The organism is Pseudomonas sp. PLB05 (assembly GCF_021106615.1).
Classification (GTDB): Bacteria; Pseudomonadota; Gammaproteobacteria; order Pseudomonadales; family Pseudomonadaceae; genus Chryseomonas; species Chryseomonas benzopyrenica.
This window is the reverse complement of sequence record NZ_JAJOHO010000001.1, coordinates 350,785-364,773: the sequence shown is the minus strand read 5'-3', so window position 1 is coordinate 364,773 and position 13,989 is coordinate 350,785. Positions and strand designations below refer to the sequence as shown.

The 13,989-nt window shown below is 68.1% G+C and carries 15 protein-coding genes and 1 pseudogene; 5 read left to right on the top strand and 11 right to left on the bottom strand.

What is annotated here, in order from left to right; translation table 11 throughout:
* Positions 1-213: 213 nt before the first annotated feature.
* Entirely contained in the window at positions 214-1,287 is a 1,074-nt protein-coding gene (mtnA, locus tag LRS53_RS01705) for an S-methyl-5-thioribose-1-phosphate isomerase (protein ID WP_231354727.1), read from the bottom strand.
* A 118-nt stretch (positions 1,288-1,405) separates the two neighbouring features.
* Between mtnA and LRS53_RS01700 the strand changes: the two genes are divergently transcribed.
* Genes LRS53_RS01700 through LRS53_RS01685 form a run of 4 tightly spaced genes read left to right on the top strand, consistent with a single transcriptional unit; the run spans position 1,406 to position 4,880 of the window.
* Complete coding sequence (locus LRS53_RS01700; protein ID WP_231354726.1) at positions 1,406-2,731, top strand: TRZ/ATZ family hydrolase; 1,326 nt, start codon at positions 1,406-1,408, stop codon at positions 2,729-2,731.
* Between the two features lie 32 nt (positions 2,732-2,763).
* Positions 2,764-3,462 (top strand): bifunctional 2-polyprenyl-6-hydroxyphenol methylase/3-demethylubiquinol 3-O-methyltransferase UbiG, encoded by a 699-nt coding sequence (ubiG, locus tag LRS53_RS01695; protein ID WP_059315629.1) that lies wholly within the window; start codon positions 2,764-2,766, stop codon positions 3,460-3,462.
* Between the two features lie 3 nt (positions 3,463-3,465).
* Positions 3,466-4,137 carry an N-acetylmuramic acid 6-phosphate phosphatase MupP gene (gene mupP / locus LRS53_RS01690; RefSeq protein WP_184286353.1) on the top strand — a complete coding sequence of 224 codons (672 nt, stop codon included), beginning with the start codon at positions 3,466-3,468 and terminating at the stop codon, positions 4,135-4,137.
* An 8-nt stretch (positions 4,138-4,145) separates the two neighbouring features.
* Positions 4,146-4,880 carry a YciK family oxidoreductase gene (locus LRS53_RS01685; protein ID WP_231354725.1) on the top strand — a complete coding sequence of 245 codons (735 nt, stop codon included), beginning with the start codon at positions 4,146-4,148 and terminating at the stop codon, positions 4,878-4,880.
* A gap of 9 nt (positions 4,881-4,889) precedes the next feature.
* Here the strand turns inward: LRS53_RS01685 and LRS53_RS23755 are convergent, their stop codons facing one another.
* The 5 genes and pseudogenes from LRS53_RS23755 to selD all read right to left on the bottom strand — a co-directional run bounded on the left by LRS53_RS23755 (position 4,890) and on the right by selD (position 9,487).
* Positions 4,890-5,732 carry a methyl-accepting chemotaxis protein gene (locus LRS53_RS23755; RefSeq protein ID WP_442968477.1) on the bottom strand — a complete coding sequence of 281 codons (843 nt, stop codon included), beginning with the start codon at positions 5,730-5,732 and terminating at the stop codon, positions 4,890-4,892.
* Between the two features lie 42 nt (positions 5,733-5,774).
* Positions 5,775-5,963: pseudogene (locus LRS53_RS23750) on the bottom strand (HAMP domain-containing protein); the annotation flags it as partial.
* Between the two features lie 1,027 nt (positions 5,964-6,990).
* Complete coding sequence (locus LRS53_RS01675) at positions 6,991-7,281, bottom strand: hypothetical protein (RefSeq protein ID WP_231354723.1); 291 nt, start codon at positions 7,279-7,281, stop codon at positions 6,991-6,993.
* A gap of 71 nt (positions 7,282-7,352) precedes the next feature.
* Positions 7,353-8,453: a tRNA 2-selenouridine(34) synthase MnmH gene (mnmH, locus tag LRS53_RS01670; protein ID WP_231354722.1), complete on the bottom strand. Its 1,101-nt coding sequence runs from the start codon at positions 8,451-8,453 to the stop codon at positions 7,353-7,355.
* The gene (gene selD / locus LRS53_RS01665) at positions 8,453-9,487 is read right to left on the bottom strand and encodes a selenide, water dikinase SelD (RefSeq protein ID WP_231354721.1); all 1,035 of its coding nucleotides are present in this window, start codon (positions 9,485-9,487) and stop codon (positions 8,453-8,455) included. The genes mnmH and selD overlap by 1 nt, the downstream gene beginning before the upstream one ends.
* Before the next feature lie 343 nt (positions 9,488-9,830).
* Here selD and LRS53_RS01660 point away from each other — a divergent pair, with 343 nt between their 5' ends.
* Complete coding sequence (locus tag LRS53_RS01660) at positions 9,831-11,021, top strand: CynX/NimT family MFS transporter (RefSeq protein WP_231354720.1); 1,191 nt, start codon at positions 9,831-9,833, stop codon at positions 11,019-11,021.
* On the opposite strand, the gene LRS53_RS01655 is transcribed toward LRS53_RS01660, so the two are convergent.
* From LRS53_RS01655 to LRS53_RS01635, 5 genes are read right to left on the bottom strand one after another with little or no spacing between them, the layout of a single operon-like run.
* On the bottom strand, positions 11,018-11,827 hold the full coding sequence (locus LRS53_RS01655; RefSeq protein ID WP_231354719.1) for a DUF4892 domain-containing protein: 810 nt from the start codon (positions 11,825-11,827) through the stop codon (positions 11,018-11,020). The two genes, LRS53_RS01660 and LRS53_RS01655, sit on opposite strands and share 4 nt — an antisense overlap.
* Positions 11,828-11,833: 6 nt before the next feature.
* Positions 11,834-12,715, bottom strand: coding sequence for an alpha/beta fold hydrolase (locus LRS53_RS01650; protein ID WP_231354718.1), 882 nt, complete (start codon positions 12,713-12,715; stop codon positions 11,834-11,836).
* A 37-nt stretch (positions 12,716-12,752) separates the two neighbouring features.
* The gene (locus LRS53_RS01645; protein WP_064308386.1) at positions 12,753-13,190 is read right to left on the bottom strand and encodes a hotdog fold thioesterase; all 438 of its coding nucleotides are present in this window, start codon (positions 13,188-13,190) and stop codon (positions 12,753-12,755) included.
* Between the two features lie 20 nt (positions 13,191-13,210).
* Positions 13,211-13,666, bottom strand: a complete 456-nt coding sequence (sixA, locus tag LRS53_RS01640; RefSeq protein ID WP_231354717.1) for a phosphohistidine phosphatase SixA — start codon at positions 13,664-13,666, stop codon at positions 13,211-13,213.
* Positions 13,663-13,962 (bottom strand): DUF4389 domain-containing protein, encoded by a 300-nt coding sequence (locus tag LRS53_RS01635; RefSeq protein WP_093254715.1) that lies wholly within the window; start codon positions 13,960-13,962, stop codon positions 13,663-13,665. Before LRS53_RS01635 ends, sixA begins: the two co-directional genes overlap by 4 nt.
* Positions 13,963-13,989 lie beyond the last annotated feature (27 nt).

Here is a 13,989-nt window from a genome sequence, read left to right as displayed (position 1 = left end):
ATCTGAAAAGCGCTAGGGCTCGTCCGCACGTCGGCCGAGCCTGATATAGGAGAGGCGAAAGCCCGTCTGGCGGCGCCCGTCACCGGCGGCGCAAAAGGCGCTCCGACCGGTTTTCAGCACTGCATCACCGCCTGCCGAGGGCTTTCGAACAAAGCCTGTGCAAAGAGCGAAATTCTAACACATTCAGGGAGGTATCCGCCCCTGGCGATCACCTCAATGCAGGCGTCGGCGATTCATCAACTCGGCCATCTTCTTGGCGTCCGGACGCTCCACCACGCCGCGCTCGGTGACGATGGCGTCGATGAGATCGGCCGGGGTGACGTCGAACACCGGATTGAACGCGTCCACATCCGCGGCGATGCGCTGGCCACCGGCCTCGAGCAATTCGTGACCGGCGCGTTCCTCGATGGGGATGTCGTCACCGGACGCCAGATTCATGTCGATGGTCGAACTGGGCGCCACCACCATGAAGCGCACCCCGTGGTGCATGGCGATGACCGCCAGGTTGTAGGTGCCGATCTTGTTGGCCACGTCGCCATTGGCGGTGATGCGATCGGCGCCGACGATCACCCAGGCGACGTTGCGCGTCTTCATCAGGTGCGCCGCCGCGGCATCGGCGTTGAGGCTGACCGGAATGCCCTCCCCGGCCAGCTCCCAGGCGGTCAGGCGCGAGCCCTGCAGCCAGGGGCGGGTCTCGTCGGCGTGGACGCATTCCACCAGGCCGTCCAGGTGCGCCGCGCGCAACACGCCCAGGGCGGTGCCGAAGCCGCCGGTGGCCAGGGCGCCGGTATTGCAGTGGGTGAGGAAGGTCTGCTTGCTGGCGTCGTGCTTGCGGATCAGTTCGACGCCCAGCTGGGCCATGGTCAGGTTGGCTTCGCGATCGCTCAGGTGGATGGCCACCGCCTCGGCTTCCAGCGCTGCCAAGGCGCCTTCCCCGGCCGCGCGCGTCAGGCGCTCGCGCATCCGGTTGAGCGCCCAGAACAGGTTGACCGCGGTGGGCCGCGACGCCGCCAGCAGCTCGATGTCGGCGCTGACGGTCTCCTCCCAGTTCTCACCCGCCGCGGCGCGCTGACGGGCGCCCAGCACCACGCCGTAGGCGGCGCTGATGCCGATGGCGGGCGCGCCACGCACCAGCATGTCGCGGATGGCCTGGGCCACCTCGGCGGCGCTGTGACAGGCGACCCAGTGTTCGCGCAGCGGCAACAGGCGCTGGTCGAGCAGGTGCAGGGCACCGTCCCGCCAGTCGATCGCCTTGATCTTTTCCGCCGCCAGCAGACGCTCTCGCATGATCTCTCCTCGACCTGAATCTGTAGCCCGCCAGTATACCGGCATCGGCGCGCGGATTTAGCGGTAGCGCCACAAGGACCGCTATACTGCCGGCTCGCCCCTCTTGGAATCGTCGCCGATGCCCACCCCCGCGCCCCTGGACCTCTTGTTGCTCCCCAGCTGGATCGTGCCGGTGGAGCCGGCCGGGGTGGTCCTGCGCGATTACGCCCTGGGGGTACGCGATGGCTGCATCGCCCTGCTCGCCCCGCGCGCCGAGGCTCTGCGCCAGCCGACGAAGGAGACCCTGGAGCTGCCGGGCAAGGTGCTGATCCCCGGGCTGATCAATGCCCACGGCCACGCCGCCATGACGCTGTTTCGCGGCATGGCCGACGACCTGCCGCTGCAGACCTGGCTGCAGGATCACATCTGGCCGGCCGAAGGCCGCTGGGTCGACGAGGATTTCGTCCGCGACGGCACCACCCTGGCCATCGCCGAGCAGATCCGGGGCGGCATCACCTGCTTCTCGGACATGTACTTCTATCCCCAGGTGGCCTGCGAGGCGATCCATCGCACCGGCGTGCGCGCCCAGGTCTGCCTGCCGATCCTCGACTTCCCGATTCCCGGCGCCCGCACGGCGGACGACATGATCCGTCGTGGCCTGGAGCTGTTCGACGACATGAAGCTGCACGAGCGCATCAGCGTCGCCTTCGGCCCCCATGCGCCCTATACCGTGGCCGACGCCAAGCTCGAAGAGATCCTGGTGCTGGCCGAGCAGTTGCAGGCACCGATCCAGATGCACGTGCACGAGACCGCCTTCGAGGTGGAGCAGGCGCTGGAGCAGACCGGCGAGCGGCCGCTCAGCCGGCTGCGGCGCCTGGGTCTGCTCGGTCCGCGTTTCCAGGCCGTGCACATGACCCAGGTGGACGACGAGGACCTGGAAAACCTGGTCGAAACCAACAGCCACGTCATCCACAGCCCCGAGTCCAACCTCAAGCTGGCCAGCGGCTTCTGCCCGGTGGAGCGCCTGTGGCAGGCCGGCGTCAACGTGGCCATCGGCACCGATGGCGCGGCCAGCAACAACGATCTCGACCTGCTCGGCGAAACCCGCACCGCCGCCCTGCTGGCCAAGGCCGTCGCCGGCTCGGCCACTGCCCTGGATGCCCATCGCGCGCTGCGCATGGCGACCCTGAACGGTGCCCGCGCCCTGGGCCTGGAGCGCTGCCTGGGTTCGCTGGAAATGGGCAAGGCCGCCGACCTGACCGCCGTCGACCTCGGGGGTCTCGCCCAGCAGCCGCTCTACGACCCCGTTTCGCAACTCATCTATGCCACCGGCCGGGACCGCGTCAGCGACGTCTGGGTCGGCGGCGTGCCGCTGCTACGCCAGAGCGAACTCGTGCGCCTGGACGAGGCCGAACTCATAGCCAATGCGCAGCAGTGGGCCACCCGTATCCAGCAGGGCGCCTGACGCGCCCCGCTCCCTTGCCTCTGGAGAACCCCATGTCCAACGTCGATAACGCCGAGATCGCCAAGTTCGAGGCCCTCGCCTACCGCTGGTGGGATCGCGAGAGCGAATTCAAGCCGCTGCACGACATCAATCCGCTGCGCGTCAACTGGATCGACCAGCACGCCGGCCTGGCCGGCAAGAAGGTGCTGGACGTCGGCTGCGGTGGCGGCATCCTCAGTGAGGCCATGGCCCAACGTGGTGCCCAGGTGACCGGCATCGACATGGCCGAGGCGCCCCTGGCCGTCGCCCGCTTGCACCAGCTGGAGTCCGGCGTGCCGGTGGAATACATCCAGGAGACCACCGAGGACCACGCGCGCAAGCATGCGGGCACCTATGACATCGTGACCTGCCTGGAGATGCTCGAACACGTGCCGGATCCCTCCTCGGTGATCAAGGCCTGCCACGACCTGGTCAAGCCGGGCGGCCAGGTGTTCTTCTCCACCATCAACCGCAATCCCAAGGCCTATCTGTTCGCCATCGTCGGCGCGGAATACGTGCTGCGCCTGCTGCCCCGCGGCACCCACGATTTCCGCAAGTTCATCCGCCCTTCGGAACTGGGTGCCTGGGCCCGTGCCGCCGGCCTCAACCTGCGCGACGTCATCGGCCTCACCTACAACCCGCTGACCAAGAGATACAAGCTGGAAGGCGACGTGACGGTGAACTACATGGTGCGCACCCAGCGCGAGGACTAGGCCATGCGTCTGCAAGCGGTCCTCTTCGACATGGATGGCACCCTGCTGGACACGGCGCCGGACTTCATCGCCATCATCCAGGGCATGCGCCAGGACAGGGGCCTTGCGCTCGCCGATGAAGCCCGCCTGCGCGGCGTCATCTCCGGTGGCGCCAAGGCCATGATCCTGGCCGGCTTCGAGGTCGACCCGCTGGGCACCGAACTCGAGCCCCTGCGCCTGGAGTTTCTCGAACGCTACCAGACGCACTGCGCGGTCCATACCCGGCTGTTCGAGGGCATGGACGAGATCCTGCGCGATCTCGACGCCGCCCGGCTGCGCTGGGGCGTGGTGACCAACAAGCCGGTGCGCTTCGCCGAGCCGATCATGCAGCGCCTGGGCCTGGCCGAACGCTCGGCCTGCCTGGTCTGTCCGGATCACGTCACGCACAGCAAGCCAGACCCGGAGATGGTGGTGCTGGCCTGTCGGCAACTGGATGTCGATCCCCAGACCGCCCTGTTCATCGGCGACGACCTGCGCGACATCGAGTCGGGCCGCGCCGCTGGCAGCAAGACGGTGGCGGCACGCTACGGCTACATCCATCCGGACGACCACCCCGAGCACTGGGGTGCCGACGCCATCATCGACCACCCGCTGGAATTGCGCGCCCTGCTCGACCGCGCGCTGTGCGGCTGCTAGAGGTTCAGATGTTCGACTACCAGGCTCCCGCCGAGCTATTGAAAGACCGCGTCATCCTCGTCACCGGCGCCAACCGCGGCATCGGCGCCGCCCTGGCCAAGGGCTGTGCGGCCTTGGGTGCCAAGGTCATCCTCCAGGGTCGCGATGCCGCGGCGCTGGATGCGGTGTGCCAGGATATCCAGGCCGGCGGTGGCCAGGTCGAGGCCTTGGTACTGGATCTGGAACAGGCTGACGCGGCGGCCTATGCCGCCGTAGCGGAGCGCCTGCAGCGAAGTCATGGCCGCCTGGACTGCCTGGTTCACAACGCCGGCCTGCTGGGACCGCGGGTGCCGTTGGAAGAAACCTCCGCCGCGGCCCTGGCGCAGGTGCTGCAGGTGAACGTCCAGGCGGGCTTCGCCCTGACCCAGGCGTTGTTGCCGCTGCTCAGGGCCGCCGACATGGCCTCGGTGATCTTCACCTCCAGCAGCGTCGGTCGCAAGGGACGGGCCGGCTGGGGCGCCTATTCGGTGTCTAAGTTCGCCACCGAAGGCCTGATGCAGGTGTGGGCCGAGGAGCTTGGAGAAGCCGGCATCCGGGTCAACAGCGTCAACCCGGGCGGCACCCGCACCGCCATGCGTGCGGCGGCCTATCCCGAGGAAGATCCTGCCCGGGTGCCCGCGCCGGAGGCCATCCTGCCGGTCTATCTCTACTTGCTCGGCCCCGACAGTCGAGGCACCACCGGGCAGGCGCTCAACGCCCAGTAGCGGGTTCGCTCAGACGTGGAAGCGCTGCACCAGTCGCGAGAGCTCGTCGCCCAGCTCGGCCAGCTCCCGACTGGCTGACGCCGTCGCCGCCATCGCCTGGCTGGACTGATCGGCGCCGTCGCGAATCCGGGTGACATTGACCGCCACCTCTTCGGCCACGCCCCGCTGCTGCACGGCCGCCGCGGCGATCTGCTGATTCTTCTGCTGGATGCTGGCCACCGCCGTGGCGATACCGGCGAAGGCCCGCCGGGTATCGCCGGCACTGCCCAGGGTCCCGGCCAGCAGGGTTTCGCTCTGCTGCATCCGCGCGACCGCTTCGCCACTGCCCTTCTGCAACGCCACGATGAGCTGCTCGATCTCGACACTCGACTGCTGGGTACGGCGCGCCAGGGCGCGGACTTCGTCGGCGACCACAGCAAACCCTCGCCCCTGCTCACCGGCGCGGGCCGCTTCGATGGCCGCGTTGAGCGCCAGCAGGTTGGTCTGCTCGGCCACTGCCTTGATCACGTCCAGCACACTGCTGATCGCCTGGCTGTCGTGGGACACGCCTTCGAGTCGCTCGGCAGCTGCCCGGACGTCTACCCCCAGGGTCTCGATACCGGCCAGACTGCGGCCGATCACCGCCTGGCCGTCGCTGACCTGGCGCTCGGCTTGGTCGCCGGCACCGGCGGCGGCCTCGGCGTCCGCGGCGACGCCCTGGGCGGTGGCGGCCAATTCAGCCATGGCCGCCGCCACCTGATCGGTTTCCTCGCGCTGGCGGGTCACGCCCAGTTGCGCCTCCCGGGCCTGCTCGGCCAGGGCCGCGGCGGACTGGCCGAGCCGGCCGATGCCATTCTGCAGTTGCAGAACCATGCCACGCAGCGCCGCCACCATGCTGGCGCTAGAACGTTGCAGCTGGCCGATCTCGTCACCGCGATCCACGGTCAACTCGACATCCAGCTGGCCCTGGGCGATGCGTTCGGCGGCAGCGATCACCTTGCGCAGCGGGCGGACAATGGCCAGGGTGATGATCAGCGCGGCCAGGGCACCGACGATCAGCGCCAGCAGGGCGACGCCGCCGATGGTCAGCAGGCGCTTGGTCATCATCGCCTGCAACTCGGCTTCCTGTTGCCCATAAAGGGCATCGACCCGCTCCACGGCGGCCTCGGCCAGGCTGGTCATCCGCGCACCGGCGGTCTGCTCCTGGGCCAGGGCGGCGGCATAGTCGCCCAGGCGGCGGATGAATTCCTTGATATTGGTGGAGACGTCCTGGATGACCGAGGAATAGGCCGGATCGCTCAGCTGCGGCTCCACCTTGGCCAGTAGCTCGAGGGCGGCACTAGCCGAGGGCAAGGGCTGGTCGTCCACCGTGTTCTTGCCTGCCCGTGCCTGAGCTTCGTCAAGGCTCTTGAGCATCAGGCGATAGAGTTCGCCGACCTGCTGCGACAGGGTCAGGAGTTCGGCGCCCTGCTTGCCAGCGGAATCCTTGAGCGCATAGGCACCGTCATCCAGCAGACCGGACTGGAGGATATCCAGGCTGTTGGCCGCGCCTTCCACCAGGAAGGCCGCCCCTTCCATGGCCAGACGGCGCGAGGTATTGAGGCGCTCGAAGTCGGCGAAGGCGGCACCATAGGCCTTGGTGGCCTCGCGGGCGGCATCGATATCGGCAGCGTTGGCATTGCCCATCTCCGCCTGCAACTGCCCCAACCGCTCGAGCACCACCGGCAAGGCCTGCCGCAGGTGCTCGGCCTGGGCGGCCTCGCCACTCAGGCGAAAGCCCTGCTCCAGGGCGCGCACCTGCATCACCTGCCGGTTGACCGCCGCCATGTCGCGCAGGGAACCGAAGCGATGCTCGACATCCTTGAGCGCAAGGCCGCCCTGGAGGGCCACCACCAGTGTCAGCAGCAGCACCAGAGCAAAGCCCACCGCCAGCTTGGTCGCGGTTCGCCAATTGGCCAGGCGATAGCGGGCAATCCCTTTCATACGGCACCCCAACGGAATGAGTTCTACCGACGCTGTCGTCCGCAGAAGCCGATTCTTGAGGGGCTGGGGGCTAACGAGCCGCTATCCGTCGCACTCGGTTATGCCGACGTCGCTTTGGATGGCGGCCGTTTGCCAGCCGCACGAACGATCAACGACCGGCGCGAGACTCGCGAATATAGAAGCGCGCCTTTTCCGCATTCTTCACGCAACCGGTGTAGGCCTCGACCTGCTGCTGGGTCTTGGCGGTGGACAGCAGCGCCAGCGCCTTGGAATAGCTCACGGTGCCGGAAAAGCCTTCGGCCTTGGCCAGGTCGAGTTCCTGCCAGGCGGAACGGGTCTGGCTGGCGCAGCTGTCGCGATTGACCACCTTGCCCGAGCACCCCGCGAGTACCACGGCGGCCAGGGTGGCAGCCAGGACGGGAACCAGTTTCGCTTTCATCTCTCTTTCTCCTTGCGACCGGCCGGAACGGCCGGATAACCGCAGCGTAGACCGCTAACCGTGGCCGCTGTTCAGCCCCGATTGCGCAGAAACTCGACCACCGCGGCCTGGTCGCCGCTGAAGATCACCCGCGACGCCTTGCTCTCGCGCTGATAGGCGTACATGGGATCGTAGTATTCGGCCAGCAGCCCCTCGATCCAGCCGCGATGCGCGGCAACGTCGCCCGAGCGCTCCTGCTCGGCCAGGGCGTCTTCGAGAATGGCCGACAGGCGCTGGAAGCGTTCGCCACCCAGGCGCTTGGCGATGCCGGAGAGACTCTTGCGCAGCTGCTCGGCGAACAGCGCGAAGCCCTGCTCCGGCCCGTGCAGGGCAAGGAACTCCGCCGCCAGGTCGATGACGTAGTCGCGCAGAATGCGCTCGATGCGGTTTTCCCGGCTGTCTTCCAGCCAGACCAGCGGGTACTGCTGCATGCCCTGGTGCAATTCCAACGGCAAGGAGCAGCGACCGACCAGCCGTGACTCGTCTTCGAGCACGAACTGCCCCTGCCCCGCCTGGCGGCGGCGCAACAGATCGACGGCCAGGCGATTCTCGAAATCGATCTGGCCCGGCTGCGGCGTGGCGCGCTTGCCGAAACTGGAACCGCGGTGGTTGGCATGGCCTTCGAGGTCGACGGCGTTGTCGAGTTGAGCCACCACCTCGGTCTTGCCGGTACCGGTCATGCCGCCCACCACTACGAAGCGGCACTCGGCGAGCGCCTGCTGCAGCGTGTCGATAAGAAAGTTGCGCATGGCCTTGTAGCCACCCACCACCCGCGGATAGGCGATGCTGGCCTCGCTGCGCAGCCATTCCTGGCTGATCTGCGAGCGCAAGCCGCCGCGGAAGCAATAGAGATAGCCCTCCGGATGGGCCCGGGCGAAATCGGCCCAGGCCTGGATGCGCGCCTCCTTGACCGCACCAGACACCAGTTGATGACCCAGTTGCAACGCCGCCTGCTGGCCCTGCTGCTTATAGCGGGTGCCCACGCGCTGGCGCTCCAGGTCGTTCATCAATGGCAGGTTGGTCGCCTGGGGAAAGGCCCCCTTGCCGAACTCCACCGGGGCGCGGACATCGATCAGGGGTACATCGCTCAGGAACAGCGCTCGCAGGTCGCGGGCATCCTCACGCTGGTTCATCAAGCCACCTCGACCGCATGGGCGCGCCGAGCCACCAGTTGCCCTATGGGTTGCAGGGCCAGACCCAGCTCCGCGGCCACGCCAAGGAATTCCGCCTCGCCCTCGGGGGCCACGGCCACCAACAGGCCGCCACTGGTCTGGGGATCGCACAGCAGCTGGCGGCGGGCCTCGTCCAGCGGGGCGATGCGGCTGCCGTAGCTGTCGAAGTTGCGCTCGGTGCCGCCGGGCACGCTGCCCTGCTGCAGATAGAAATCCACCCCGTCGAGACGGGGAATGGCGGCGAAGTTGAGTTCGGCTGTCAGGCCACTGCCGTCGGCCATCTCCACCAGGTGGCCGAGCAGCCCGAAGCCAGTGACGTCGGTCATCGCCGTCACCCCGGCCAGGCGGCCGAAACGACTGCCGGGACGATTGAGCTGGCACATGGTGTCACGCGCCAGATGGCGATCCTCCGGCCGCAACAGGGCGCGCTTCTCGGCGGTGGTGAGGATGCCGATGCCCAGCGGCTTGGTCAGATAGAGACGACTGCCCAAGGTCGCGGTGTCGTTACGCTTGAGGTGGCGCTTCTCCACGATCCCGGTCACGGCCAGGCCGAAGATCGGCTCGGGCGCGTCGATGGAATGGCCGCCGGCCAGGGGAATGCCGGCCTCGTCGCAGACCCGCCGACCACCGGCGATGACCTCGCGCGCCACTTCCGGCGGCAGCACATTGACCGGCCAACCGAGGATGGCGATGGCCAGCAAGGGGTCACCACCCATGGCATAGATGTCGCTGATGGCATTGGTGGCGGCGATGCGACCGAAATCGAAGGGGTCATCGACGATGGGCATGAAGAAGTCGGTGGTGGAGACCACCCCGCGCTCGTCATCCAGGCCATAGACCGCCGCATCGTCGCGCGATGCATTGCCCACCCACAGCCGCGGATCCAGATGCTGGGCGCCGCTGCCGGCCAGGATGGTCTCCAGGGTCTTGGGGGCGATCTTGCAACCACAACCGGCACCGTGGCTGTATTGGGTGAGGCGAATGGGATCGGTCATCGTTACTCCGGTTCAGCGGTGGCGCTGGTTCGACAGCCAGCGCGAAGGGGCGTAATAGTAGCAAATGCCTGTCAGGCGGCGGGGACCGACCGCGCCTAACAGATCGCCAGCCAAAGCAAAAGGACTGTTTTCTGGCGGTAATCCACAGTTGCTGTGGATAACCTCGTGGAAAACCTCCGGCCGACCCCGGACAAGTGAGCGGCGGTGCGGCGATGGACGAACTGGCGATTTTTTAGCCGGTCCGCCAACTATTTTTTCCCGCTGAAGGGTAGCGAACGGAAGCGCCGTGCGTTATGGCCAGGGTGCGCTAGCATTGGCGGTTTCCCCGGTCATAGCAGTGCTCATGTCTTCTTCAGCGACGTCCCACCTCACGCCCTGGCAACGCAGCCTGCTGCTCGCCAGCCTCATGCTCATCGCCCTCAACCTGCGCCCGGCCCTCTCCAGCCTGGCGCCCCTGCTGCGGCAGATCGAAGCCAGCACGGGCCTTTCCAGCAGCGCCATCGGCCTGCTCACCACCCTGCCGGTACTCTGCCTGGGGCTATTCGCGCCCCTGGCCCCGCGCCTGGCGCGCCGCTGGGGCAGCGAGCGCACGCTGGGCGCCATTCTGGCGCTGCTCGCCGGCGGCATCGTCCTGCGCAGTCTGCTACCACCCCTGGGGCTGTTTCTTGGCAGCCTGATCGCCGGCGCCTGCATCGGCATCCTCGGCGTGCTGCTGCCGGCCCTGGTCAAGCGCGACTTTCCCGCCCAGGCCGGCCAGCTGATGGGGCTCTACACCATGATGCTGTGCATTGGCGCCGCCGTGGCCGCAGGCGCCACCGCGCCCCTCGCCGCGGCCTTCGACGGCCGCTGGCAACCTGCTCTCGCCACCTGGGCCCTGGTCGCCGTGGTGGCCCTGCTGGTCTGGCTGCCGCAATTGCGCCAGCCGCCCACCATCGCACCGCGCCGGGGTGCCGGCGGTTCGCTGTGGCGCAACCGACTGGCCTGGCAGATCACCCTGTACATGGGCTTGCAGTCGTCGCTGGCCTATATCGTCTTTGGCTGGCTGCCGACCCTGCTGATGGATCGCGGCCTGGGCATGGTGCAGGCAGGTCTGATGCTGTCGGGTTCGGTGATGACCCAGCTGGTCAGCGCCCTCACCGCCCCCTGGCTGGCGACCCGCGGCAGAGACCAGCGCCTGGCCATCGTGGTGGCCATGAGCCTGACCCTCGCCGGCTTGCTGGGCTGCCTCTATGCGCCGCTGGGTAGTCTCTGGCTGTGGGCCGTCGTGCTCGGCCTGGGCCAGGGCGGCACCTTCAGCCTGGCGCTCGCCCTGCTGGTGCTGCGCTCGCGGGATGCGGAAACCGCCGGGCGGCTGTCGGGCATGGCCCAGGGCGCGGGCTACAGCCTGGCTTCGCTCGGCCCGCTGCTGGTGGGCATCATCCATGACGCCACCCACGACTGGGCGCCCATGGGCGTGCTCTTCACCCTGATCGCCGTGCTGGCCACGCTCTTTGGTCTGGGCGCGGGGCGGACCCGCTACGTCAACGACGTCTAGCGGCGATAGAGCCCGGCAGCGCGGCTGGCCTCGGTCTGCAGTCGCGGCGCACGGATACCGGCGTCGCGCAGGGCGCTCTGCCAGGCCATGGCCTGGCCGCCACCCAGGGTCACGGCGACATCGCCATTGAGCGCCAGGGCCGCCGCCAGGCGGGCGATCCAGGGTTGCTCCGGCGTCCGCTCCAGGGCGGGCAGCAGCAGCTGACCGTCGCGTTGCAATTCCTTGAGCAGGGTGGCAGCGCTCGGCAACAACTCGGGCAGGGGTTGGCCGGCCTGCAGCCGCTCGGCATGCAGGTAGCCGCGGCGGTTGCCCCGGGTGATGCCATAGAGCATCAGCACCGTCTGTGACTCCGCCAGCTGCAATACCAGCAGACCCTGCTGGTCGTCGGGCCCGAACAGCATGGCCTCGCCCAGCAGGCTGTTGGCGATGACGCTGCTGGCGCCGCAGTCACGCCCCTCGCACCAGTAGAGCAGCGTCGCGCCCTGCTGCTGCAGGCGCTGGCGTTCGCTGTCCAGCCGTGCCAGTGGCGGATGCCCAGGGGCCAGCTCGAAGGTCTGGGTCTGGAGTTCGCCTTCCACCTGCAAGGAATCCTCCAGGCGCAGGCGACCGCCGATGCGACTGGCCGGCCCCAGCGGATAGAGGCGTTCGGCGGTTGCCGGTCCGGTTTCGCGAACGAGCTGGGCATGATCCATGGGCGCGATTTCGGGCAGTACGGCTGCCTGCACACTACAGGTGGAAAACAGCAGGCCGATCAGCAGGGATCGGCGGACGAAAGTGGTGCTGAGGCAGAACGGACGGCTAGGCATGCCGCATTATTCGTCGCGCCCGGTGCTGGCGGCAAAGAAGGCATTGAAACAATCTGCGACGGCCTGGGCGCCCGCGGCATCGTCCAGGTGCAGATGGTGCCCGCCCGGCAGCTCATGGAGGCTGAAGTGTGGCTGCTGCCGTGCCAGGCGCATGGCCTCGGCATGGGGCGCCACGAGGCCGTCTGCGGCCACCACCAGCGCCGTCGGGCAGCGCACGGCGCCCAGGCAGGCCGCCGCCTGCTCCGGCGTGAAACGCATCCGACTGGGCAGCCGCAGGCGCGGATCGGAGCGCCAGGTATAGCCACCCGGCACCGCCATCAAGCCGCGCTCGGCGAGCAACTCGGCGGCTTCGCGACTGACCGTCAGCGCCCCCTTCAGTCGCGCCGCCACGGCGTCTTCCACCGTGGCATAGACCGGCTTGCGTCGATTGGGCAATTCCAGCTCGGCGAGCAGCGCCTTGCCGAGTTTCTCCGACGTCTCCTCCGCCGGCGTGGTGTAGGGCAGCAGGCCATCGATCAACGCCAGGCGCTCGATCTGCTCCGGCAGGGCCGCGGCGGCGATGACGCCGACGATGGCGCCCATGGAGTGCCCGAGCAGGCCGAAGCGGTCCCAGCCCAGATGCCGCGCGGCAGCGAGCACATCCAGTCCATAGTCCTGGATGGCATATCCGACGCCAGCGGGACGATGCGCCGACAGCCCGTGCCCGGGCAGGTCCAGCGCGACGATGCGCAGACCGTGCAGCCGTGGAGCGAGCTGGGCGAAAGTCATGGCATTGTCCAGCCAGCCATGCAGCGCCAGCACCGGATAGCCGTCTTCCGGGCCGAACACCCGGGCGCTCAGCTCGATATGAGGCAGCTCCAGGCGCAGCTCCTGCACCTGGGCCGTCATGTGCTTGCCTCCCCTGCCAGCCAGACGCTGGCCATGTCTAGGAGGCGTCCCGTTGCAGCGGGACCACCGCCACGGTCAGCCGCGATACGCAGGTCAGGCGGCCTTCCTCATCGCTCAGGCGGATGTCCCAGACATGGCTGCTGCGCCCCAGGTGCAGGGGCCGCGCGACCGCCGTTACCCGCCCGGAACGCACGCCGCGCACGTGGTTGGCGTTGATTTCCTGACCCACGCAATAGAAGCGCGAACGATCCACGCAGAGCATGCTGGCGATCGAGCCCACGGTTTCCGCCAGGGCCACCGAGGCGCCGCCATGCAGCAACCCCATGGGCTGGTGAGTACGCCGGTCGACCACCATGCTGGCGGTCAGGCTGCTGTCGTCCCAGGCTTCGATGCGCATGTCCAGGTGTTCGGCGAGGGTGTTTTCGAGCGCACGCCCGAGGTCCTCAGGATCCGGAAGGGTCTGCCAGATGCTCATGTACTTTCCTTGCAAGGGCGTCAGCCGTGGAAGTGACTGACCAGCTCGAAACCGCCGGCCAGGGACAGCGGCGCCTCCAGGCACAGCAGGGACGCGGTGCCCATGGCTACCGGTGCCTGCCAATGACCGTGCAGCAACCAGCCGGCCAGTTCAGCGACGAAGGGATTGTGGGTCACCAGCAGCAGCTCCTCCACGCCCAGGCGCTCCAGCTCGTCCAGGGCGCGTTCCGGCTCGCCGTCGGGCGTGGCCCAGGAGGCACTGCGCACCTCGCCTGGCCAGCCCAGTTGCTGCTGAACCAGGGCCGCCGTCTGCTGCGCCCGTACGTAGGGACTGGCGAGGACGAGCTGCAGTTGGGCACCCTGTAGTTGCAGGGCGCTACGCAACACCTCGGCGCGACCGGCCATGGTCAGCTCGCGCAGCTCGTCGCTGGACGCCCGCGCCTCGGCTTCGCCATGCCGCAGCAGCCAGAGCTTCATGGCGCGGTGGCGGAGCGATCGTCGGCGGGCTCGGTGGCCGGCCAGTCGGCGAAGGGCCAGGGCTTCACTTCGCTGGCGAAGGTGCCGAAGCGGACGATCTGCGCCAGATAGGCGCCTAGGGCTGCGCCAAAGGCGATCAGCCCGGGGTTGGCCTCGCCCTTGATCAGGCGCACCACCAGTTGCACCAATACCACCACCGCCAGCACGTACTGCGCACCCAGCCAGACGAACAGGAACAGCAGCATCCAGATCAGGCGCAGGCCTAGCAGCTCGCGGGAATGCTCGGGTTGGGACATGGGAATTCCTCTTTTCAGACAGTGTAG

Bases quoted from the DNA above. Each gene is read 5' to 3' on its own strand.
- mtnA (WP_231354727.1), bottom strand. From the start codon at position 1,287: ATGCGAGAGCGTCTGCTGGCGGCGGAAAAGATCAAGGCGATCGACTGG.
- LRS53_RS01700 (WP_231354726.1), top strand. From the start codon at position 1,406: ATGCCCACCCCCGCGCCCCTGGACCTCTTGTTGCTCCCCAGCTGGATC.
- ubiG (WP_059315629.1), top strand. From the start codon at position 2,764: ATGTCCAACGTCGATAACGCCGAGATCGCCAAGTTCGAGGCCCTCGCC.
- mupP (WP_184286353.1), top strand. From the start codon at position 3,466: ATGCGTCTGCAAGCGGTCCTCTTCGACATGGATGGCACCCTGCTGGAC.
- LRS53_RS01685 (WP_231354725.1), top strand. From the start codon at position 4,146: ATGTTCGACTACCAGGCTCCCGCCGAGCTATTGAAAGACCGCGTCATC.
- LRS53_RS23755 (WP_442968477.1), bottom strand. From the start codon at position 5,732: ATGGTTCTGCAACTGCAGAATGGCATCGGCCGGCTCGGCCAGTCCGCC.
- LRS53_RS01675 (WP_231354723.1), bottom strand. From the start codon at position 7,281: ATGAAAGCGAAACTGGTTCCCGTCCTGGCTGCCACCCTGGCCGCCGTG.
- mnmH (WP_231354722.1), bottom strand. From the start codon at position 8,453: ATGAACCAGCGTGAGGATGCCCGCGACCTGCGAGCGCTGTTCCTGAGC.
- selD (WP_231354721.1), bottom strand. From the start codon at position 9,487: ATGACCGATCCCATTCGCCTCACCCAATACAGCCACGGTGCCGGTTGT.
- LRS53_RS01660 (WP_231354720.1), top strand. From the start codon at position 9,831: ATGTCTTCTTCAGCGACGTCCCACCTCACGCCCTGGCAACGCAGCCTG.
- LRS53_RS01655 (WP_231354719.1), bottom strand. From the start codon at position 11,827: ATGCCTAGCCGTCCGTTCTGCCTCAGCACCACTTTCGTCCGCCGATCC.
- LRS53_RS01650 (WP_231354718.1), bottom strand. From the start codon at position 12,715: ATGACGGCCCAGGTGCAGGAGCTGCGCCTGGAGCTGCCTCATATCGAG.
- LRS53_RS01645 (WP_064308386.1), bottom strand. From the start codon at position 13,190: ATGAGCATCTGGCAGACCCTTCCGGATCCTGAGGACCTCGGGCGTGCG.
- sixA (WP_231354717.1), bottom strand. From the start codon at position 13,666: ATGAAGCTCTGGCTGCTGCGGCATGGCGAAGCCGAGGCGCGGGCGTCC.
- LRS53_RS01635 (WP_093254715.1), bottom strand. From the start codon at position 13,962: ATGTCCCAACCCGAGCATTCCCGCGAGCTGCTAGGCCTGCGCCTGATC.